Origin of the sequence: Thiomonas sp., from assembly GCF_034007205.1 — a bacterium.
Taxonomy (GTDB): domain Bacteria; phylum Pseudomonadota; class Gammaproteobacteria; order Burkholderiales; family Burkholderiaceae_C; genus Thiomonas.
In genome coordinates this window covers 21,698-40,749 of the sequence record NZ_JAVERI010000007.1, presented here as the reverse complement: position 1 = coordinate 40,749, position 19,052 = coordinate 21,698, and the positions used below count along the sequence as shown (strand labels likewise).

The following is a 19,052-nucleotide window of genomic DNA, read 5'->3' as shown; positions in this document are numbered from 1 at the left end:
GTCAATCTCCCTGGGAGAAAAGCTGGGCAAATTCTAGGAGCAGTGCGTCGCTGGCGAGCGCCTGGTTCAGAGGAAATCCGGCCAGCCGTTGTTTCTGTCTCCAGGCGCTCAGGGTCTCGGCCAGTTTCAGCGGCGCGACGCGCTGGGCAAGCAGGGACAGGGCCTGCGACTTCTGCGGCAGATAAAGCGGCGGTGCGCCCGCCTGCACGCGCTGCAGATCGCTGCCGATTTTCAACAGGGTCGCCAGACCGACCGCCTGATCGGGCGGTGGCGGCAGGGCGCAAGACTGCGCTCTGGCGGCTTGAGGCGACAGCGCGTGCAGCAGGCTTTCGGCCCATTCCAGGCCCTGCGCCGGGTTGGTCTGATAAACCGCGTGCTGACACCAGGCCAGCACCGCCTGCTGCCGCCCTGCCGCATCGCCGATCTGTCGTTGCGCTTCGGCAGCCGCCGGACGTGGCAGCGCCACCAGTCGGCAGCGGCTGCGGAGGGTGGGCAGCAGGGCATCCAGCCGATGCGCACCAAGCAGAAACTGCACGTGTTGCGGCGGCTCTTCCAGCGTCTTGAGCAGCGCGTTGGCGGCCGCCGCGCCCAGCGCATCGGCGGGATAGACCAGCGCCACCTTGGCGCGGCCACGATGGCTGGTGCCCACCGACCAGTCGTTGAGACGGCGGATTTGCTCGATGCGAATCTCCTGGCTCGCCGTCCTGGTTTCTGAGCGCGACGGGGCATCGTCTGCCAGATTCAGTCCGAGTTCAGGCCACATCGCCTCGGGCGCGGCAATCAGCAGATCGGGGTGCGTGCCTGCCGCCAGCAGCGCGCAACTGGCGCAGTGTCCGCAGGCCTTGTGTGTGGACAGGGCATCAGGAAGCCGGGCCGCCTCACGCTCGGCGGCATCGAGCACTTGGGGCGACTCGCACAACAGCGCGTGGGCGGCGCGTTGCAGCAGCGGCCATTTGCCATAGCCCTGCGGTGCGTGAATCAGCCAGGCTGAATTCATTTTGCATCAAACTCTTGCAAGACTTTGTTCAAGTGATTTGTGATGTCTTTTTGCACTTCGGACGGTGCTTGCGTGCCGTCGATCACGCACCATTTTTCGGGCGCGCCGGCCGCCTGTTGCAGGTAGTTGGCGCGCACCCGGGCGAAAAAATCGACGCTCTCCCGCTCGAAGCGGTCGCGCCGCCGGGTCTGCGCCAGACGCTGCGCGGCCACTTCCGGCGGCACGTCGATCAGAAAAATGCAGTCGGGGCACAGTCCCGGGTGCACCCAACGGGCCAGCGCCTGGAGCCGCTCGACTGGAATGCCCTTGCCGCCGCCCTGATAGGCGAGCGTCGCCGCGGTGAACCGGTCGCACACCACGTCGGTTCCGCCGAGCAGGGCGGGCTCGATGACGCACAGCACATGCTCCTGCCTTGCGGCGAACATCAGCAGGGCTTCGGTGGCGGCCCGCATGGATTGATGCAGCAGCAGTTCGCGGATTTTCTCGCCGATTTCGGTGCCGCCCGGCTCGCGCGTGAGCAGCACCTGGCGATGGGCCGCCTGAAGCACCCCGACCACGGTCTGCAACTGGGTCGATTTGCCAGCGCCGTCGATGCCCTCCAGGGAAACGAACAGACCGGGGCGGTAGGGATTGAGTGCGCTCATGGAGTCTTGAGAATGTAACGCGCCACGGCAGCGTTGTGCTGCGCCAGCGTGTCGGAGAACTGGCTGGCGCCGTCGCCGCGGGACACGAAATACAGCGCCTTGATCGGCGCCGGATGCAGCGCCGCGTGCAGCGAGGCTACGCCGGGCAGACAGATCGGCGTGGGCGGCAGGCCGTTGATGACGTAGGTGTTGTAGGGCGTGAGGGTTTGCAGATCGCGTTTGCTGAGATTGCCCTGGTAGCGCGCACCCATGCCGTAGATCACCGTGGGATCGCTCTGCAGCGGCATGCCCGCGCGCAGACGGTTGATGAACACGGCGGCGATCTTTTCCCGGTCCGACGGCTTGCCGGTCTCTTTTTCGATGATCGAGGCCAGAATCAGCGCCTGCTCGGGGGTTTTCAGCGGCAGGTCGGGTGCGCGCTGCGCCCAGGCGTCGGCCAGTCGTTTTTGCATGGACTGATAGGCGCGACGCAGCACGTCCAGCTCCGAGGAATCCTGCGCATACAGATAAGTGTCGGGGAAGAATGCGCCTTCGGGCGGAGTCCGCGGCGGTGCGCCGATGCGCTGCATGATCTGCTCCGGGGTGAGACTGCCGACATCGTGCTGCAGGCCGGGCGCCTTGGCCAGCGCCTGCAGCATCTGTCCGAAGGTCCAGCCCTCGGGAATGGTGATGGATTTGAGCGTCTGATCGCCGCGTGCCATGCGTTCGAGCAGGATCCACGGCGTCATCCCGGTGCTGATTTCATAGCTGCCGGCCTTGATTTCGGTGCCGCGCCCGCTCAGACGGGCCAGCCAGTAAAACAGGCGCGGTTGCAGGTCGGCGCCTTGCGCCCTGATCTGTTGCGCGGCGGACAGCGCGGAACTGCCGGGACGCACCGAAAAATCGAGCGGGCTCTCGCTCAGCGCGATGGGCTGGTTGGCCCACCAGACAAACGCCGCGCCGATCAGCGCCAGAACGATCAAGCCGAGCAGAAAGAGTTTTCGCAGCAAACGCACGTTGTGAATGAGGAAGGAGCGCCGGGCAGATCATCGCGAGCCCGGCGCGAATAACCTTCCTATACTAGCCTAGCCCCCGATTATGGGGGGCTCTCATTGACACCCGCCGCCCATGCCTCTGCTCTGCTGCCCTCTCGATCAACTCTCTCTCCTGCGTGTTTCCGGGCCGCAGGGCGCGGACCTGCTGCACGCCCAACTGAGCCAGGACTTCCAGCATGGGCCGCCCGAGCAGGCCAGGCTGGCCGCCCTGCTCAATCCGCAGGGACGGATGCTGGCCGACTTCATCGCCGTGCAACTCGCGCCCCAGCAGATCGGCCTGCTGCTCGATTCTTCCATTGCGACCGCCGCGCTGCAGCGCCTGAGCATGTTCGTGCTGCGTCTGAAATGCACCCTGGAGGATGCCAGCGCGCAGTGGATGCGGCGCGGACTGCTGGGCGACACGGCCAACGACTATCCGGCGTCGCTCACCCCGCCCGAGCAGCCTTGGAGCGTGCGCCGGCTGGAGAATGGTGCGCTGCTGCTGCGCCTGCCGCAGGTCGGCTCAGGCGTGCGCTGTGTGCTCCTGACCGAGCGAGATCAGCCCGCGCAGGCCGCGCTGCAGGCGCAACTCGCCGCCCTGCCCGCGCTGTCGCCGTCGCAATGGGCCTTGCAGGACCTTCGAGCGGGGCTGCCGCATCTCACCGCGGCCACTCAGCAACTCTTCGTGCCGCAAATGATCAATTTCGAGCTGATCGGCGGGGTGAACTTCAAAAAAGGCTGTTATCCGGGGCAGGAAGTGGTGGCGCGCAGCCAGTACCGCGGCACACTCAAGCGCCGGATGTATCTGGTCAGCGGCCCGGCCGCCATGCAGCCGGGGCAGGAACTGGTGCATGCCACCGATCCCGGCCAGCCCTGCGGCGTGGTGGTGAATGCGGCGGTGGATGACGCTGGCTTGGGGTGGGCGCTGGCCGAGCTGAAAATCGCCCTGGCCGAGCAGCCGGGGCTGCATCTGGGCAGCGTCGACGGCCCGGAATTGAAGCTGGGCGCCCTGCCCTACGCGCTCGGCACGCCAGATTGAGCCGCCGCCTGCAATGCGAGCGCGGCCGACTCCACGGCTTGAACCGCCTCGGGCAAGGCGCGGCTCATTTTGACGAAATCGTGGGTGACGCCCGGCCATTCTGTCACCTCGACCTTCACCCCGGCGCTGCGCAACAGCGCGCCGTAGGCCAGACCTTCGTCGCGCAGCGGGTCGCAGCCTGCGACTGCGATCCACGCCGCGGCCAGGCCCCGGTGCTGCGCCGCCCGCGGCGGGGAGAAACGCCAGTCGTCGCAGTCGCTCGGATCGCGCAGGTAGTGGCCGAAGAACCAGTCGATCTGTTCGCGTTCGAGCAGAAAACCATGGCCATAGCGCTGTTGCGACGGCGTCTCGTGTCCACAACCCATGCCGGGGTAGAACAGCAATTGCAAGGCCAGCGGCAGCGCGGCATCGCGCGCCGCCAGCGCGCAGGCGGCGGCCAGCGTGCCCCCGGCGCTGTCACCGCCGACAGCAAGGCAATGCGGGTCCGCGCCGAGCATCTCGCCATGCGCGTGCAGCCATTGCAGCGCGTCCCAACTGTCGTTGAACGCGGTGGGAAAGCGGTGTTCCGGCGCAAGCCGGTAATCGAGCGACAGCACCATCCAGCCCGAGCGCAGCGCGAGCTGGCGGCACAGCGCATCGTGCGTGGCCGGGCTGCCGATGACAAAGCCGCCGCCGTGCAGGTAGAGCAAGGCAGGCTGCGGCGCCTGCCAGTCGGCGGCGCGGCAGGCGTAGCGGCGCAGCGCCAGGCGCTCGCCGTCGCGGCTCGGGCAATCGAGAATATCGCACAGCGGCAGTTCGGCGGGGCGGAAATCGAGCACCTCGGCCCTGCGTGCATAGGCCAGGCGGGCTTGCTCTGGGCTCAACTGCTGCAACGCGGGCTGCCCCGCGCGCGCGATGCGCAGCAGCAGCTCGCGCATGCGCGGCGTGAGGTCGGCCTCGGGCGGACCCTGGCGCTTCAGCTCGCCCACGCCTTGAGCGGCAGATCGTGTTGCTGCGCCAGTTCGCTCAACTGCGCGGCAGTGCGCGCCTTGCACCAGTGGGCGATGGCGCGGCGCGTCATGCCTCCGGCGGCCTGCGTCAGCGCGCGCTGGAAATGCGGCTCCAGCGCGGCGATCGCCACCAGGCCGTCGGCACAGCGATAGACGCCATACTCGGGTAAGGCGCCACCGAGCACTTGCCCCGGCGCGGTGATGCCCAGCGCGCGCGGCACGGCGGCAAAACCGGCGGCATCGGAGAGCGCCACCTCCAGCAGCGCCCCCCTGCCCTGCGCACGCTGGTGCAGCAGCGCGCCCATCGCCGCCTCGCTCACCAGCATCGCGCCCATCATGTCGGCCAGCAGCGTGGTGGGCAGATGCGCGCCGTCGATCAGCCTGGCCTCGGCCTGGAAGGTCAGGTCATGCCCCGGCAGATGTCCCTGCCTGCCCGGATAGCCGACGACGAACACCGCGCTCAGATGAGGGTGGCGCGCCGCCAGACCGTGTCGGTCCAGCCCCAGCCGCTCGAGCGCGGCGGGGCGAAACGCCGTCAGCAGCAGATCGCTTTGCTGCAGTTGCTCATGCAGCGCGGTCTGGCCCTCGGCGGTTTTCAGATCGAGGCTGCGCACCGGCACGCCCTTGTGCATGGCCCGGTAAAGATCGGGCGAGAGTTGCCCCATCGGGTCGCCGCCGGGCGGCTCGATTTTGAGCACCTTCGCCCCCAGCGCCCGCAGCCGGGCAGCGGCGGCCGGACCGGGCAGGTTCAAAGCAAGCGTGACGATGCGCACGCCTTGCAGCGGCTTGTAGCTTCGGGGATGACGGGGGTAGAGGCGTGCGGTGTCCGGCATGGCGGGTCAGAGGGTGTGAATGAATCCGGCGTGGCCGAGCGGCGTGCCCAAAGCGTTCCAATCAAGGCGCAAAGCACAGCCGTGCCCGTAGGCACGGCGCGCATTTGCAACGTAGAGTGGGGCGCTTTGGGCGCGATGAGCGGGCATGGCGGATTTGTTCACACCCTCTCAGTCGAGGTTTCTGTCGAGCATACGCTGCAGCTCGCGGCGATCGACTTTGCTCGGCCGCCCGTGGCGCATGGTTTCGGGCTCCGGGCTCAGGCGCTGCAACTCGGCCCGTCTTTCGCGCTGCAGACGGCTGGCCTCGGTCTCGCGGTACATGGCCTGCGCCAGCGGCGCGGACTGTCGCTGCAGGCCGAGCTGAAGCACCTCCACCTCACGCCGTTGCCGCTCCTGTTGAATGACCAGCACGTCGCCGATGCGCACCTCCCTGGCCGGTTTCGCCGGGGCGCCATTCACCAGCACGCGCCCCAGCTCGCATTGCGCCGCCGCGAGCGCGCGGGTCTTGCACCAGCGCGCCGCCCACAACCATTTGTCCAGGCGTTGCGATTGGGCGGCGGGTGCAGCCGGGATGGAACGTGTCCTGGCGCTCATTGCATCGCCTGCGCCGCGATGTCGAGCGCGCGCAGCCGCAGCGACGGGTCGAACACATCGCAGACCAGCATGAATTCATCGGCCTGCGTCGATTCGGCCAGCGCGGCAAAACCCTGCCGGACCGTTTCGGGTCCGCCGATGACGGCGGCGGCGAGAAAGTCTTGCACCGCGGCGCGCTCCTGCGGGTGAAGCTGCTCCAGATAATGCGCCACCGGCGGCTGCAGCCGACCACGCTGGCCAGTGAGTATGCCCAGCACGCGCTGATAGGTGCTGCTGGCAAGAAATTGCGCCTCGTCGTCGGTGGGCGCGGCGATCATCGGCACACCGATGATGACGTAGGGCCGGGCCAAGACGTTCGAGGGACTGAACTCCTGCCGATACAGCGCCAGCGCCTGATGCAGCAGACGCGGCGCGAAGTGCGAGGCAAACGCATACGGCAGCCCCCGCTGCGCCGCCAGCCGTGCGGAAAACAGGCTGGAGCCCAGCAGCCAGATGGGCACCTGCGTTCCCGCGCCGGGGATGGCGACCAGGCGCTGGCCCGGCTCGGGCGGGGCGAGCAGGTGCTGCAGCTCGGCCACGTCTCTCGGGAAATCGTCTTCGCGCTCGACGCGGTCGCGGCGCAGCGCCCGCATGGTCAGCGGATCGGTTCCTGGAGCGCGGCCCAGGCCGAGGTCGATGCGCCCCGGATACAGCTCCGCCAATGTGCCAAAGGCCTCGGCCACGACCAGCGGCGCGTGGTTGGGCAGCATCACGCCTCCCGAGCCCACGCGAATGCGCCGGGTGCCGCCCGCCACATAGCCCACGAGCACCGCCGTGGCCGAACTCGCCACGCCGGGCAGATTGTGATGCTCGGCCAGCCAGTATCGTTTGAAGCCCAACGCTTCGGCATGTTGCGCGGTGCGCAGGGCGATGTGCAGCGCTTCGGCCACGGTGCCGTTTTCGCGCACGGCCACCAGATCGAGAAGCGATAGAGCGATTTTTTTCAGAGCGTGCATGACTGCATTTTGCTGCGGTTGCGCGAGCCTTGCAGACGGAGCCTGGGCACGCGAGCAGCGAATAGATGCGACCTCAACGGTCGGTCGGGACGTAAAAACTTTCCTTGATCTCCTCCATCACCACATAGCTGTGCGATTCGGCCGGGACCGGCAGGCGCTTGAGAATGTTGCCCAGCAGATGGCGGTATTCCTTCATGCCCCGAAGTCGGAACTTCACCAGATAGTCAAAGCTGCCCGACACCAGATGGCATTCCATCACGTCGGGCATGTGCAACAACTCCTGCCGCACGCGATCGAACACATCGCCCGACTTGGCCGCCAGCTTGATCTGGACAAAAACCAGCAGGGTCTTGCCCAGCGCTTGCGGGTCGATGCGGGCGTTGTAGCCGGTGATGACTCCGGCGCGCTCCATGCGCTTGACCCGCTCGGTACACGGCGAGGCCGACAGGCCGACTTCGCCCGCCAGCTCGGTCATGGTGATGCGGCCGTTGCGCTGCAGGATGTCCAGAATGCGGCGGTCGATGCGGTCGAGTTCGTACATGGCGGGTTGGCGCACCAAAAGAGGAAGTGGTTTCAGTGATTTTCACCGCGGTGCACCACGAATACAAGAAAACTTTTTGCTGATGAACGAGTAAATTTCGTTCATCAAGTTATTGAACGGGTGTTTGCAATGAAAGTCATTGTTCTCGGTGCAGGTGTGATTGGAACGACCACAGCGTATTACCTGGCCAGAGCGGGCGCACAGGTCACCGTCATCGACCGGCAGAACGCCTGCGCGATGGAAACCAGCTATGCCAATGCCGGGCAGATTTCGCCGGGTTATTCCACCCCCTGGGCCGCGCCGGGCATTCCGTTCAAGGCGGTGAAGTGGATGTTCCAGCGTCACGCGCCGCTGGCGATCCGCCCCGACGGCACGCTGTGGCAACTGCGCTGGATGATGCAGATGCTGCGCAATTGCACCGCAGAGCGCTACGCGGTGAACAAGGAACGCATGATGCGCCTGGCCGAATACAGCCGCGCCAGCCTGCAGACCCTGCGGGAAGAGACCGGCATCGCTTACGAACAGCGCACTGGCGGAACCCTGGAAATTTTCCGCAGCCAGTCGCAGCTCGATGCCGTGCAGCGCGACATCGCCGTGCTCGATGAATGCGGCGTGCCCTATGAACTCCTCGACCGCGACCAGCTCGCCCAGGTGGAACCCGGCCTGGCGCACGCCCGCGACCGTCTCGTCGGCGGCTTGCGGCTACCGCACGACGAAACCGGCGATTGCCAGATTTTCACCACCCGGCTTGGCGAGATGGCGCGCGAACTCGGCGTGAAATTTGAATTCGGCCAGACGATCCGCGGGTTGAGCAGCGACGGCCAACGCATCACCGGGGTGCGCGTTGTCGATCCCGAAAACGAGCGCACCCTCACCGCCGACCGCTATGTGCTGGCGCTGGGCAGCTACACCCGCGACTTCCTGATCCCGCTGGGCATCGATCTGCCGGTATATCCGGTCAAGGGTTACTCGCTCACCGTGCCGCTGACCGACGAGTCGCTCGCGCCGCGTTCCACCGTGCTCGACGAAACCTACAAAATCGCCCTCACCCGCTTCGACCGGCGCATCCGCGTGGGTGGCATGGCCGAACTGGGCGGATTCGATCTGCGCCTCAACCCGCGTCGGCGCGAAACGCTGGAGATGGTCACCCGCGACCTGTTTCCCGGTGGCGATCTCGCTGCCGCCACCTTCTGGACCGGCCTGCGCCCGATGACGCCCGACAGCACGCCCATCGTCGGCGCCACGCGCTATTCCAACCTCTACCTCAACACCGGCCACGGCACGCTGGGCTGGACCATGGCCTGCGGCTCAGGCCGCGTGGTGAGCGATCTGGTGCTTGGCCGCAAGCCAGAGATCAGCATCGCCGGACTGGGCATCGAGCGCTACGCGCGCACCGCCGCGCCGCCCAAGGTGCTGCATTCCAGTCACGCTTGAGCCAGCGGCACATCAAGCTTCGGCATGCGCCGCCGCCAGCGGCGCGAACAGTGCCTTGAGTTCGGCTTCGCTCAGGGTTTCCTTTTCCAGCAATTGCCGCGCGCCCTCCTCCAGAATGGCGCGTTCGCGCTGCAGGATATCCTGGGCGCGGTTGAAGGCATCGCCCACCAGGTCGCGCACCGCGCAGTCGATTTCGCGCGCGGTCTGCTCGCTGTATTCGTGCTTCGGCGGCAGGCCCGGCATGCCGGGCACGGGCTGCTGGACTTCTTCCAGGCTGACGCCGCCGAGCTTTTCCACCATACCGTAGCGCGTCACCATGCTGCGGGCGATGTCGGTGACTTTCGCCAGATCGTCTGCCGCGCCGGTGGACCAATGCCCGTACACCAGATGTTCGGCGGCGCGTCCGCCCATGAGCACGGTCATCTTGTTTTTCAATTCCTCGCGGGTCATCAGATAGCGGTCTTCGGTGGGGCGCTGGATGGTATAGCCCAGCGAACCGATGCCGCGCGGAATGATGGACACCTTGTGCACCGCATCGCTTCCCGGCAGCGTCATGGCGACCAGCACATGCCCCATTTCGTGGTGCGCCACGATCTCGCGCTCTTTCGGGTTGAGCAGGCGGTTGCGCTTTTCCAACCCGGCGACGATGCGCTCGACCGCGCGGGTGAAATGCGACAGGGTGACGGTGCGCGCGTTCTCGCGCGTGGCCAGCAGCGCCGCCTCGTTGACCAGATTGGCCAGATCGGCGCCCGAGAACCCCGGCGTGAGCGCGGCCACCTGTTCCAGATCGACCGCCGGATCGAGGCGAATCTTGGCCACATGCACCTTGAGAATCTGCACCCGCCCCACCTTGTCGGGGCGTTCGACCAGCACCTGACGGTCGAAGCGCCCGGCGCGCAGCAAGGCGGGGTCCAGGATTTCCGGCCGGTTGGTCGCGGCGAGGATGACGATCGACGAGGAGGAGTCGAAGCCGTCGAGCTCGACCAGCAACTGGTTGAGCGTCTGCTCCTTTTCATCGTGTCCGCCGCCGAAGGGCGCGGCGCCGCGGGCGCGGCCCAGTGCGTCGAGCTCGTCGATGAAAATGATCGCCGGCGCCTTCTGCCGCGCCTGCTCGAACAGATCGCGCACCCGCGCCGCGCCCACACCGACGAACATTTCCACGAATTCCGAGCCGCTGATGGAGAAGAACGGCACGCCGGCCTCCCCCGCCACGGCGCGCGCCAGCAGCGTCTTGCCCACCCCCGGCGGCCCCACCAGCAGCACGCCCTTGGGGGCCCGCGCCCCCAGGCGGCTGTGCTCGACGGGGTTCTTGAGGAAGTCGACCACTTCCTCCAGCTCGGCCTTGGCTTCGTCCACCCCGGCGACATCGGCAAAAGTCACCCCGGTGCGGTTTTCCATATAAACCTTGGCCCGGCTCTTGCCGATGGACATGAAGCCGCCCATGCCCATGCCGCCCGCCTTGTCGGCGAATTTGCGCACCAGAAAAAACCACAGTCCGACGAACACCACAGCGGGCAGCACCCACGACAGAATGTTCGACAGCCAGGTGTCGGTATATTGCTGCGAATACGTCACGCCGTACTTCTGCAGCTCGCTGGCCAGTTGCGGCTCCACGCGCACCGCGACCACCAGGGTCTTGCCGTTGGCGTCCGGGGTTTTGAGCGTGCCGGTGATGGTCTGGCCGCCGATCACCACGTTTTTGATGCGGCCCTCCTTGAGATAGGTCTGGAACTCGCTGTAGGGCACCGTCTGCACATTGCTGTACGAGGTCCACAGGCTCTGCACCAGAAACAGCAGGGTGATGGCCAGCAGCCAGTAGCCCAGATGCACCTGTGTCTTCGGGTCGATCTTGGGCCGGTTCTTGCCGCCCCCGGGCGGCTGCGGGTTCTGTTCGTCTGCCATGGGATATCTCTCCTTTTGCATGCCGCGAGAAGCATAGCTTCTCGAAACGAATCGCAGGGTCGCCCCGTGGGGCTCTTTTCGATGGCACGTCATGAATACATTTCAGGAGTGTGATAATTGCGCCATGAGCATCACCATCAAAACCCCCGAAGAAATCGAGAAAATGCGCGTGGCCGGGCGACTGGCCTCCGAACTGCTCGACTATCTCACCCCTCATGTGCAGCCCGGTATCAGCACCAAGGCGCTCGACAAGCTGGCTTACGACTACATCACCCAGGTGCAGCAGGCCATACCGGCGCCGCTGAATTACGCCCCGCCAGGCTACACGCCCTACCCCGCGTCGATCTGCACCTCGGTCAACAGCGTGATCTGCCACGGCATTCCGAACGACAAGCCGCTGAAAAGCGGCGACGTGATGAACATCGACGTCACCGTGATCAAGGACGGATTCCACGGCGACAGCAGCCGCATGTTCTGCATCGGCACCGTGCCCAGGCATGTGCAGCGGCTGGTGGACATCACCTTCGAGGCCATGTGGCATGGCATCGCGCTGGTCAGACCCGGCGCGCGTCTGGGCGACATCGGTCACGTCATCCAGACCTTCGCCGAGAACGCCGGCTACAGCGTGGTGCGCGAGTTCTGCGGCCACGGCATCGGGCGCAAATTCCACGAAGACCCGCAGGTGCTGCATTACGGCAAGGCGGGTACGGGTGAAGTATTGCGCGAAGGCATGACCTTCACCATCGAGCCGATGATCAACGCCGGTCGGCGCGACATCCGCGAGATGGCCGATGGCTGGACCATCGTCACCAAGGACCGCTCGCTCTCGGCGCAGTGGGAGCACACGGTGCTGGTCACGCCCGCGGGTTTCGAGGTGCTGACCACCTCCGCCGGCTGCCAGCCTGCACCCGCCTTCGTGCGCCAGTCTGCCCTGGCCGCCTGAGCGACGCAGCGTCCGCCGTCATCGCGATTTCGTGCCCGCCACGCCCATGACCGCGTCCGCCGTCGCCGGCCCGGCTGGCGCCGCGCTGAACCGAATACGCCTGAGCTGGAAGCAGGGTCGCGGCGCATTGCTCGACCACTTCAAGCAGCATCCCATGCGGGTGGTGCCGCTGCTGCATGGCCTCAGCCGTCATGCCGACCAGACCCTGCAGTCGCTGTGGAGGGCAACCGGCATGCCGCCCGGTGCCGCGCTGATCGCCGTGGGCGGCTATGGCCGCGGCGAACTGTTTCCTTATTCCGACATCGATCTGCTGCTGCTGCTGCCGCAGGCCCAGGGCAGCGATGGCGCCACCGATGCAGCCGCCGAAGGCTTCATCACCGCGTGCTGGGACATCGGCCTGGAAATCGGCGCGAGCGTGCGCACCGTCGAGGCCTGCATCGATGAGGCCGCCAAGGACATCACGGTGCAGACGGCGCTGCTGGAATCGCGCTTTCTCTGCGGCGACCGCGCCCTGGCCGAAGCGATGTGCCGCGCGTTTTTCGCCCACCTCGATGCACGCGCCTTCTTCCAGGCCAAGATGCGCGAGCAGCAGCAGCGCCACCTCAAGTTCGAGGATACGCCCTATGCGCTCGAACCCAATTGCAAGGAGAGTCCGGGCGGGCTGCGCGATCTGCAAATCCTGCTCTGGGTCGCGCAGGCCAGCGGTCTGGGCCGAAGCTGGAAGGAATTGGCCGCGCATGGCGTCATCCATGCCCACTCCGTCCGTCAGATACGGCGCAACGAGACGGTGATCAAACGCATCCGCGCGCATCTGCATGTGCTGGCCGGGCGGCGCGAGGACCGGCTGGTGTTCGATCTGCAATCGGCCGTCGCCCGGGTGCTCGGCTTCGCGCCGACGTCGACCAAGCGCGCAGGCGAGCGGCTGATGCAGCGCTATTACTGGGCGGCCAAGGCCGTCGAGCAGATCAACCAGATCGTGCTGCTCGACATCGAGGGGCGACTGTGGCCGCAGTCGGTGGCCGTGGCGCAGCCCGTGGTCGGCATCGAGGGCGTGCAGGACGGCCGCTATGTGCTGCGCGACGGCATGATCGAGCCGGCCAACCTGCAGCTTTTCGAGCAACAGCCGTGGGCTTTGCTGGAGATTTTTGCGGTGTTCCAGCGCGCACCCGGCGCCCGGGGGCTGACGCCCGCCTGTCTGCGCGCCATTTATCTGGCGCGCAACCGCATGGACAGCGCCTTCCGCCACGATCCCCGCAGCCGCGCCCAGTTCGTGCGCATTCTGCAGGCGCCGCAAGGCATCGTTCACGCCCTGCGGCTGATGAACCGCACCAGCGTGCTCGGGCGTTACCTGTGGGCGTTCCGCCGCATCGTCGGCCAGATGCAGCACGATCTGTTTCACGTCTACACCGTCGATCAGCACATCCTGATGGTCGTGCGCAACGTGCGGCGTTTTTTCATGCCCGAGCATGTGCACGAATACCCGCTGTGCTCTGAGCTGGCCGCGCGTTTCGATCCGCCGTGGGTGCTCATTCTCGCGGCGCTGTTTCACGACATCGCCAAGGGCCGCGGCGGCGACCATTCCGAGCTGGGGGCGATCGAGGTGCGCAAATTCTGCAAGGCCCACGGCATCGCCGCCGAACACGCCGCACTCGCCGAGTTCCTGGTGCGCGAGCATCTGACGATGTCGCGTGTCGCCCAGAAGGAAGATCTGAGCGACCCCGAGGTCATCGCCGCCTTCGCCCGGCGCGTCGGCGACGAGCGCCATCTCGTTGCGCTCTACCTGCTGACCGTGGCCGATATTCGCGGCACCAGTCCCAGGGTCTGGAACGCCTGGAAAGGCAGGCTGCTGGAAAACCTCTACCGCGCCACCCTGCGCGCGCTCGGCGGGCAGACGCCGCAGCCCCAGACCGAACTGCAGTTGCGCCAGCAGGAAGCGCTGCGCATTCTCAACCTCTATGCCCTGCCCGAAGGTGCGCAAAAGCCGCTTTGGGACACGCTGGACATGGGCTACTTCCTGCGCAACGATCCGCAGGACATCGCCTGGCACACGCGCAAACTCTACGCCCGCGTCGCCAGCGCCAGGCCGGTGGTCAGCGCGCGCCTGGCGCCCGAAGGCGAAGGGCTGGAAGTGCTGGTCTACGCGCCCGACCGCCCCGATCTGTTCGCGCGCATCTGCGGTTATTTCGACCGCCAGAATTTCAACATCCTCGACGCCAAGATCCACACCACGCACAACGGCTGGGCGCTCGACAGCTTCGTCGCCGTCTCACCGCACGCCCCGGTGCACGACCGCGCGATGATCGGCGTGATCGAGACCACGCTGCTGCAAGAGCTCGACAGCACCGCGCCGCTGCCGCCTGCGCATCACGGGCGGCTGTCGCGGCGGGTACGCAACTTCCCGGTCAGCCCGCGCGTCGGCCTGCGTCCTGACGAGCGCGGACAGCGCTGGATCCTCAGCGTGACCGCGCACGACCGGGCCGGGCTGCTGTTCGGCATTGCGCAGGTTCTTGCGCGGCATCACATCGACCTGCAACTGGCCAAGATCACCACCCTGGGCGAACGCGTAGAAGACACCTTCCTCGTTTCCGGCCCCGGCCTGGGAGACACGCGGATTCAGAACCTCATCGAAAACGAATTGCTGCAGGCGATTGCGGATTGAGCGCCAGCGGCGCCAGAAACCTGCGATTTCTATAATTCGGCGCTTGCCGCCGATCTCCCTCCCCTGCCCGCCCGTTGCGGGTTCTCGCATGCACATCCTTTACTTTGAAGGCGCCAACGCCTTGTCCGCCTTTCGTCAGGACGCTCTGCAGGCGCGCCTGCGCCAGATCGAGCCGGACCTCGCCGCCCGCGTGCGCCGCATCCATGCCCGGTATGTGCATGCGGTGGCGCTCGACAACGCGCCGACTCGCGCGCTTCACGACAAGCTCGAAGGCTTGCTGCGCTATGGCGAGCCCTACGGCGGGCCCACGCACGGCCAGAGTCTGTACGTCATGCCGCGCCTGGGCACCGTTTCGCCCTGGGCGTCCAAGGCCACCGACATCGCCCGTCTGTGCGGCGCGCCCGTGCACCGGGTGGAGCGCGCGGTCGAGTACCGTCTCGAAATGCAAGGCGGCATGATGCGCGCGGCCAAACCATTGACGGATGACGCATTGCTGCGCGTCGCGGCCCTGTTGCACGACCGCATGACCGAAACCGTGGCGCTGCAGCGCAGCGATCTGGAGCATCTGTTCGCCGAACTGCCCCCCCAGCCGCTGCAGCATGTGGACGTGCTCTCGGGCTCCATCGAGGCCGGGCGCTTGGCGCTGGCGCGGGCGAATGTCGAGCAGGGACTGGCGCTGTCGGAAGACGAAATCGACTACCTGCTGCAGGCTTACCGCAGGCTCGGGCGCAACCCCAGCGATGTCGAACTGATGATGTTCGCCCAGGCCAACAGCGAGCATTGTCGCCACAAGATTTTCAACGCCCGCTTCACCCTCGACGGCGTGGAGCAGCCGCACACCCTGTTCCAGATGATCCGCAACACCCACGCCTTAGCGCCGCAGGGCACGGTGGTGGCCTATGCCGACAACGCCTCGGTGATGGAGGGCGGCACGGTACAGGTCTGGCAGCCCGATCCGGGCACGCATCATTACGCTGCGCAAGAGGCGCTGCGGCATGTGCTGATGAAGGTGGAAACGCACAACCACCCCACGGCCATTTCGCCGTTTCCCGGCGCCGCAACCGGTGCTGGCGGGGAGATCCGCGACGAGGGTGCCACCGGCCGCGGTTCGCGTCCCAAAGCCGGGTTGACCGGATTCTCGGTCTCCAATCTGCGCCTGCCAGGAGCGCAAGAACCCTGGGAGGCCGCCACCGCCGACCTGGGCAGACCCGGCCACATCGCCAACCCGCTGCAGATCATGCTCGACGGGCCGCTGGGCGGCGCGGCGTTCAACAACGAGTTCGGCCGTCCCAATCTGGCCGGGTACTTCCGTGTGTTCGAGCAGCCGGTGGATGGCCAGGTCTGGGGCTATCACAAGCCCATCATGCTCGCCGGCGGTCTGGGCTCCATCGATGCCCGTCTGACGCACAAGATGGCCTTTCCCGCCGGCACGCTGCTGGTTCAGCTCGGCGGGCCGGGCATGCGCATCGGGCTGGGCGGCGGTGCGGCGTCGAGTCTGGCCACCGGCAGCAATGCCGCGCATCTCGATTTCGATTCGGTGCAGCGCGGCAACCCGGAAATGCAGCGCCGCGCGCAGGAGGTCATCAACGCCTGCTGCGCGCTGGGCGAGCACAGCCCCATTCTGTCGATCCACGATGTGGGCGCGGGCGGGCTGTCCAATGCCTTGCCCGAACTGGTCGAAGGCGCAGGCCGGGGAGCGGTGTTCCAGTTGCGTGATATTCCACTTGAAGAAACTGGTTTAAGTCCACGTGAAATATGGAGCAACGAAAGCCAGGAGCGCTATGTTCTGGCCATCGCGCCCGAGCAGCAGGAGGTTTTCGCCGCGCTGTGCGCCCGCGAGCGCTGCCCCTTCGCCGTGGTGGGCGTGGCAACCCAGGAGCAAACCCTGATCGTCGAGGATCGCCTGCACGCCGACCAGCCCGATCTGGCCCGCCCGGTCGATCTGCCGCTGGACGTGCTGCTGGGCAAGCCGCCGCGCGTGCATCGTCAGGCGCAGCGGCAGTTGCCGCATGGCGAGGTGCTTGACCTGGCCGAGGTCGACCTCGCCCTGGCCTGCGAAGCGGTGCTGCGCCATCCCACGGTGGCGAGCAAGCGCTTTCTCATCACCATCGGCGACCGCACGGTGGGCGGGCTGAGCCATCGCGATCCCCTGGTCGGTCCCTGGCAGGTGCCGGTGGCCGACTGCGCCGTCACCCTGGCCGACTACGCCGGATTCCGCGGCGAGGCCATGAGCGTGGCCGAGCGCGCACCGGTGGCGGTGCTCAACCCGGCGGCATCGGGCCGGCTTGCGGTGAGCGAGGCTGTGCTCAACCTGCTGGCCGCGCCGGTGCCGCGCCTTGCCGACATCAAGCTGTCGTGCAACTGGATGGCCGCCTGCGGCCAGCCCGGACAGGACGCCGCGCTGTACGACACCGTACACGCCATCGGCATGGAGCTATGTCCGGCATTGGGTATTTCGGTGCCGGTGGGCAAGGATTCGCTGTCGATGCACACGCGCTGGGAAGAGGCCGGGCAGACCCGGAGCGTGACATCGCCGGTGTCGCTGGTGGTGTCGGCCTTCGCCACCCTGCCCGAAGTGCGCGGCACGCTCACGCCGCAGTTGCGCACCGATGCGCCCAGCAGCCTGATTCTGGTCGATCTGGGACAGGGCAAAAAGCGCATGGGCGCGAGCATCCTGGCGCAGACGCTCGGGAGAATCGGCGACATCACGCCCGATCTCGACAACCCGGATTTGCTGAAGTCGTTTGCCGCCGCGCTGGCCGAACTGCGCGCCGCAGGCCAGGTCTGGGCCTATCACGACCGCTCCGACGGCGGCCTTTGGGCCTCTGCCTGCGAAATGGCCTTTGCCGGGCATTGCGGCATCAGCCTGAATGTCGACGTGCTCACGCTCGAAGGCAATGAAGCCGACGACTGGGGCGACGCGAACGACTGGGCCAGGCAGGTCGGCCCGCGCCGGCACATTCAAACCCTGCGCGCGCTGTTCAACGAAGAGCCCGGCGTGCTGCTGCAAGTGCCCGCAGCGCAGCGCGACGCCGTGCTGCAGACCCTGCGGCGGCATGGCCTGTCCGCGCACAGCCATGCCATCGGCACGGTGAACGATGGTGATGTCATCGAAATCTGGCGCGACACGCAGTGCATCTATACCGCCCCGCGCGCCAGGCTGCAACAAACCTGGGACAGCGTGTCGTGGCGCATGGCGATGCTGCGCGACAACCCCGAATGCGCCCAGGCCGAGCACGACGCGCTGGCCGACTGCGCCGATTCCGGCCTGCACCTTTACCTCACTTTCGACCCGCAGCAAGACATCGCCGCGCCCTTCATCGCCCGCGGCGCGCGCCCGCGGGTCGCCATCCTGCGCGAGCAGGGTGTGAACTCGCAGGTGGAAATGGCCTACGCCATGCACCGCGCCGGCTTCGACGCGGTGGACGTGCACATGAGCGACCTGATGGCGGGCCGCGCCCGGCTGGACGATTTCCGCGGCTTCGTCGCCTGCGGCGGGTTCAGCTACGGCGACGTGCTCGGCGCGGGCGAAGGCTGGGCGCGCTCCATCCTGTTCAACCCCGAGCTCGCCGACCAGTTCGCGCGCTTTTTCGGCCGCACCGACACCTTCGCGCTGGGCGTGTGCAACGGCTGCCAGATGCTGGCCGCGCTGGCCCCCATGATTCCGGGCGCCCGCGCCTGGCCGCGCTTCACCCGCAACCGCTCCGAGCAATTCGAGGCGCGGCTGTCGCTGGTGGAAGTGACCGAGTCGCCGTCGCTCTTTTTCCAGGGCATGGCCGGCAGCCGCGCGCCGATCGCCGTCTCGCATGGCGAAGGCCGGGCCGACTTTTCGCAGCAGGGCGACGCCAAGCTGCTGCAGGTCGCCCTGCGCTTCGTCGATCATCACGGCAAGGCCACGCAGCGCTACCCCTTCAACCCCAACGGCAGCCCCGAGGGCATCACGGCGGTGACCACGCCCGATGGCCGTTTCACCGCGCTGATGCCGCATCCCGAGCGGGTGTTCCGCAGCGTGCAGATGAGCTGGACCGATCCGGATCAGGGGGAAGACAGCCCGTGGATGCGCCTGTTCCGCAATGCGCGGGTGTGGTGTGAGTGATGTGGCCCCCACGCTCCGGCTTCGCCGTCGCTGCCCCCCGAGGGGGCGCACCCCGCCTTGGGACGGCCCGGCGGCGGGGTGGGTGGCCCCCACGCTCCGGCTTCGCCCGAGGCGAAGCCTCTTCGTGCCGTCCAGTCTGGCGCAGGCCAGACTGGAGCCGCGGCACTCAACCCCGAGGGAGCGCACCCCACCCCAACCCTCCCCACGAGTGGGGAGGGAGTGGATTGCTCCTCCCCCACTTGCTGGGGGAGGTCGGGAGGGGCATCCTTTGTCTTGCGCAGCGCCGTTCTCTCCTCCCCCACTTGCTGGGGGAGGTCGGGAGGGGGAGATGCCCGCCTTGGGACGGCACTGTGGCAGAGCGGGTGCGCCTTGA

The 19,052-nt window shown here is 66.9% G+C and carries 14 protein-coding genes; 5 read left to right on the top strand and 9 right to left on the bottom strand.

Annotated features, from left to right (window positions below; translation table 11 throughout):
- Position 1: 1 nt before the first annotated feature.
- Genes RBR52_RS07330 through mltG form a run of 3 tightly spaced genes read right to left on the bottom strand, consistent with a single transcriptional unit; the run spans position 2 to position 2,636 of the window.
- The gene (locus RBR52_RS07330; RefSeq protein WP_320376549.1) at positions 2-997 is read right to left on the bottom strand and encodes a DNA polymerase III subunit delta'; all 996 of its coding nucleotides are present in this window, start codon (positions 995-997) and stop codon (positions 2-4) included.
- A complete protein-coding gene (gene tmk, locus RBR52_RS07325) occupies positions 994-1,641 on the bottom strand; it encodes a dTMP kinase (protein ID WP_320376548.1) in 648 nt (215 codons plus the stop codon). The genes RBR52_RS07330 and tmk overlap by 4 nt, the downstream gene beginning before the upstream one ends.
- The gene (mltG, locus tag RBR52_RS07320; protein WP_320376547.1) at positions 1,638-2,636 is read right to left on the bottom strand and encodes an endolytic transglycosylase MltG; all 999 of its coding nucleotides are present in this window, start codon (positions 2,634-2,636) and stop codon (positions 1,638-1,640) included. The genes tmk and mltG overlap by 4 nt, the downstream gene beginning before the upstream one ends.
- A 112-nt stretch (positions 2,637-2,748) precedes the next feature.
- Between mltG and RBR52_RS07315 the strand changes: the two genes are divergently transcribed.
- Positions 2,749-3,693: a folate-binding protein gene (locus tag RBR52_RS07315; RefSeq protein ID WP_320376546.1), complete on the top strand. Its 945-nt coding sequence runs from the start codon at positions 2,749-2,751 to the stop codon at positions 3,691-3,693.
- Here RBR52_RS07315 and RBR52_RS07310 read toward each other — a convergent pair.
- From RBR52_RS07310 to RBR52_RS07290, 5 genes are all read right to left on the bottom strand, one after another.
- Positions 3,669-4,661 carry an alpha/beta hydrolase gene (locus tag RBR52_RS07310; RefSeq protein WP_320376545.1) on the bottom strand — a complete coding sequence of 331 codons (993 nt, stop codon included), beginning with the start codon at positions 4,659-4,661 and terminating at the stop codon, positions 3,669-3,671. The genes RBR52_RS07315 and RBR52_RS07310 overlap by 25 nt on opposite strands.
- A complete protein-coding gene (locus RBR52_RS07305; RefSeq protein WP_320376544.1) occupies positions 4,649-5,515 on the bottom strand; it encodes a CoA transferase in 867 nt (288 codons plus the stop codon). The genes RBR52_RS07310 and RBR52_RS07305 overlap by 13 nt, the downstream gene beginning before the upstream one ends.
- 168 nt (positions 5,516-5,683) lie before the next feature.
- Entirely contained in the window at positions 5,684-6,109 is a 426-nt protein-coding gene (locus tag RBR52_RS07300; protein ID WP_320376543.1) for an RNA-binding S4 domain-containing protein, read from the bottom strand.
- Complete coding sequence (locus RBR52_RS07295; RefSeq protein WP_320376542.1) at positions 6,106-7,104, bottom strand: LLM class flavin-dependent oxidoreductase; 999 nt, start codon at positions 7,102-7,104, stop codon at positions 6,106-6,108. The genes RBR52_RS07300 and RBR52_RS07295 overlap by 4 nt, the downstream gene beginning before the upstream one ends.
- 73 nt (positions 7,105-7,177) lie before the next feature.
- Positions 7,178-7,645, bottom strand: a complete 468-nt coding sequence (locus RBR52_RS07290; protein ID WP_320376661.1) for a winged helix-turn-helix transcriptional regulator — start codon at positions 7,643-7,645, stop codon at positions 7,178-7,180.
- 129 nt (positions 7,646-7,774) lie between these two features.
- On the opposite strand from RBR52_RS07290, the gene RBR52_RS07285 reads away from it, so the two are divergent.
- Entirely contained in the window at positions 7,775-9,079 is a 1,305-nt protein-coding gene (locus RBR52_RS07285) for a D-amino acid dehydrogenase (RefSeq protein WP_413818304.1), read from the top strand.
- A 12-nt stretch (positions 9,080-9,091) separates the two neighbouring features.
- Here RBR52_RS07285 and ftsH read toward each other — a convergent pair whose 3' ends face one another.
- The gene (ftsH, locus tag RBR52_RS07280) at positions 9,092-10,927 is read right to left on the bottom strand and encodes an ATP-dependent zinc metalloprotease FtsH (protein WP_320376660.1); all 1,836 of its coding nucleotides are present in this window, start codon (positions 10,925-10,927) and stop codon (positions 9,092-9,094) included.
- 178 nt (positions 10,928-11,105) lie between these two features.
- Here ftsH and map point away from each other — a divergent pair, with 178 nt between their 5' ends.
- From map to purL, 3 genes are all read left to right on the top strand, one after another.
- Positions 11,106-11,924 (top strand): type I methionyl aminopeptidase, encoded by an 819-nt coding sequence (gene map / locus RBR52_RS07275; protein WP_320376540.1) that lies wholly within the window; start codon positions 11,106-11,108, stop codon positions 11,922-11,924.
- Positions 11,925-11,970: 46 nt separating this feature from the next.
- Positions 11,971-14,583 carry a [protein-PII] uridylyltransferase gene (locus RBR52_RS07270; protein WP_320376539.1) on the top strand — a complete coding sequence of 871 codons (2,613 nt, stop codon included), beginning with the start codon at positions 11,971-11,973 and terminating at the stop codon, positions 14,581-14,583.
- 88 nt (positions 14,584-14,671) lie between these two features.
- Positions 14,672-18,679 (top strand): phosphoribosylformylglycinamidine synthase, encoded by a 4,008-nt coding sequence (gene purL / locus RBR52_RS07265; protein WP_320376538.1) that lies wholly within the window; start codon positions 14,672-14,674, stop codon positions 18,677-18,679.
- The last annotated feature ends 373 nt before the right edge of the window (positions 18,680-19,052 follow it).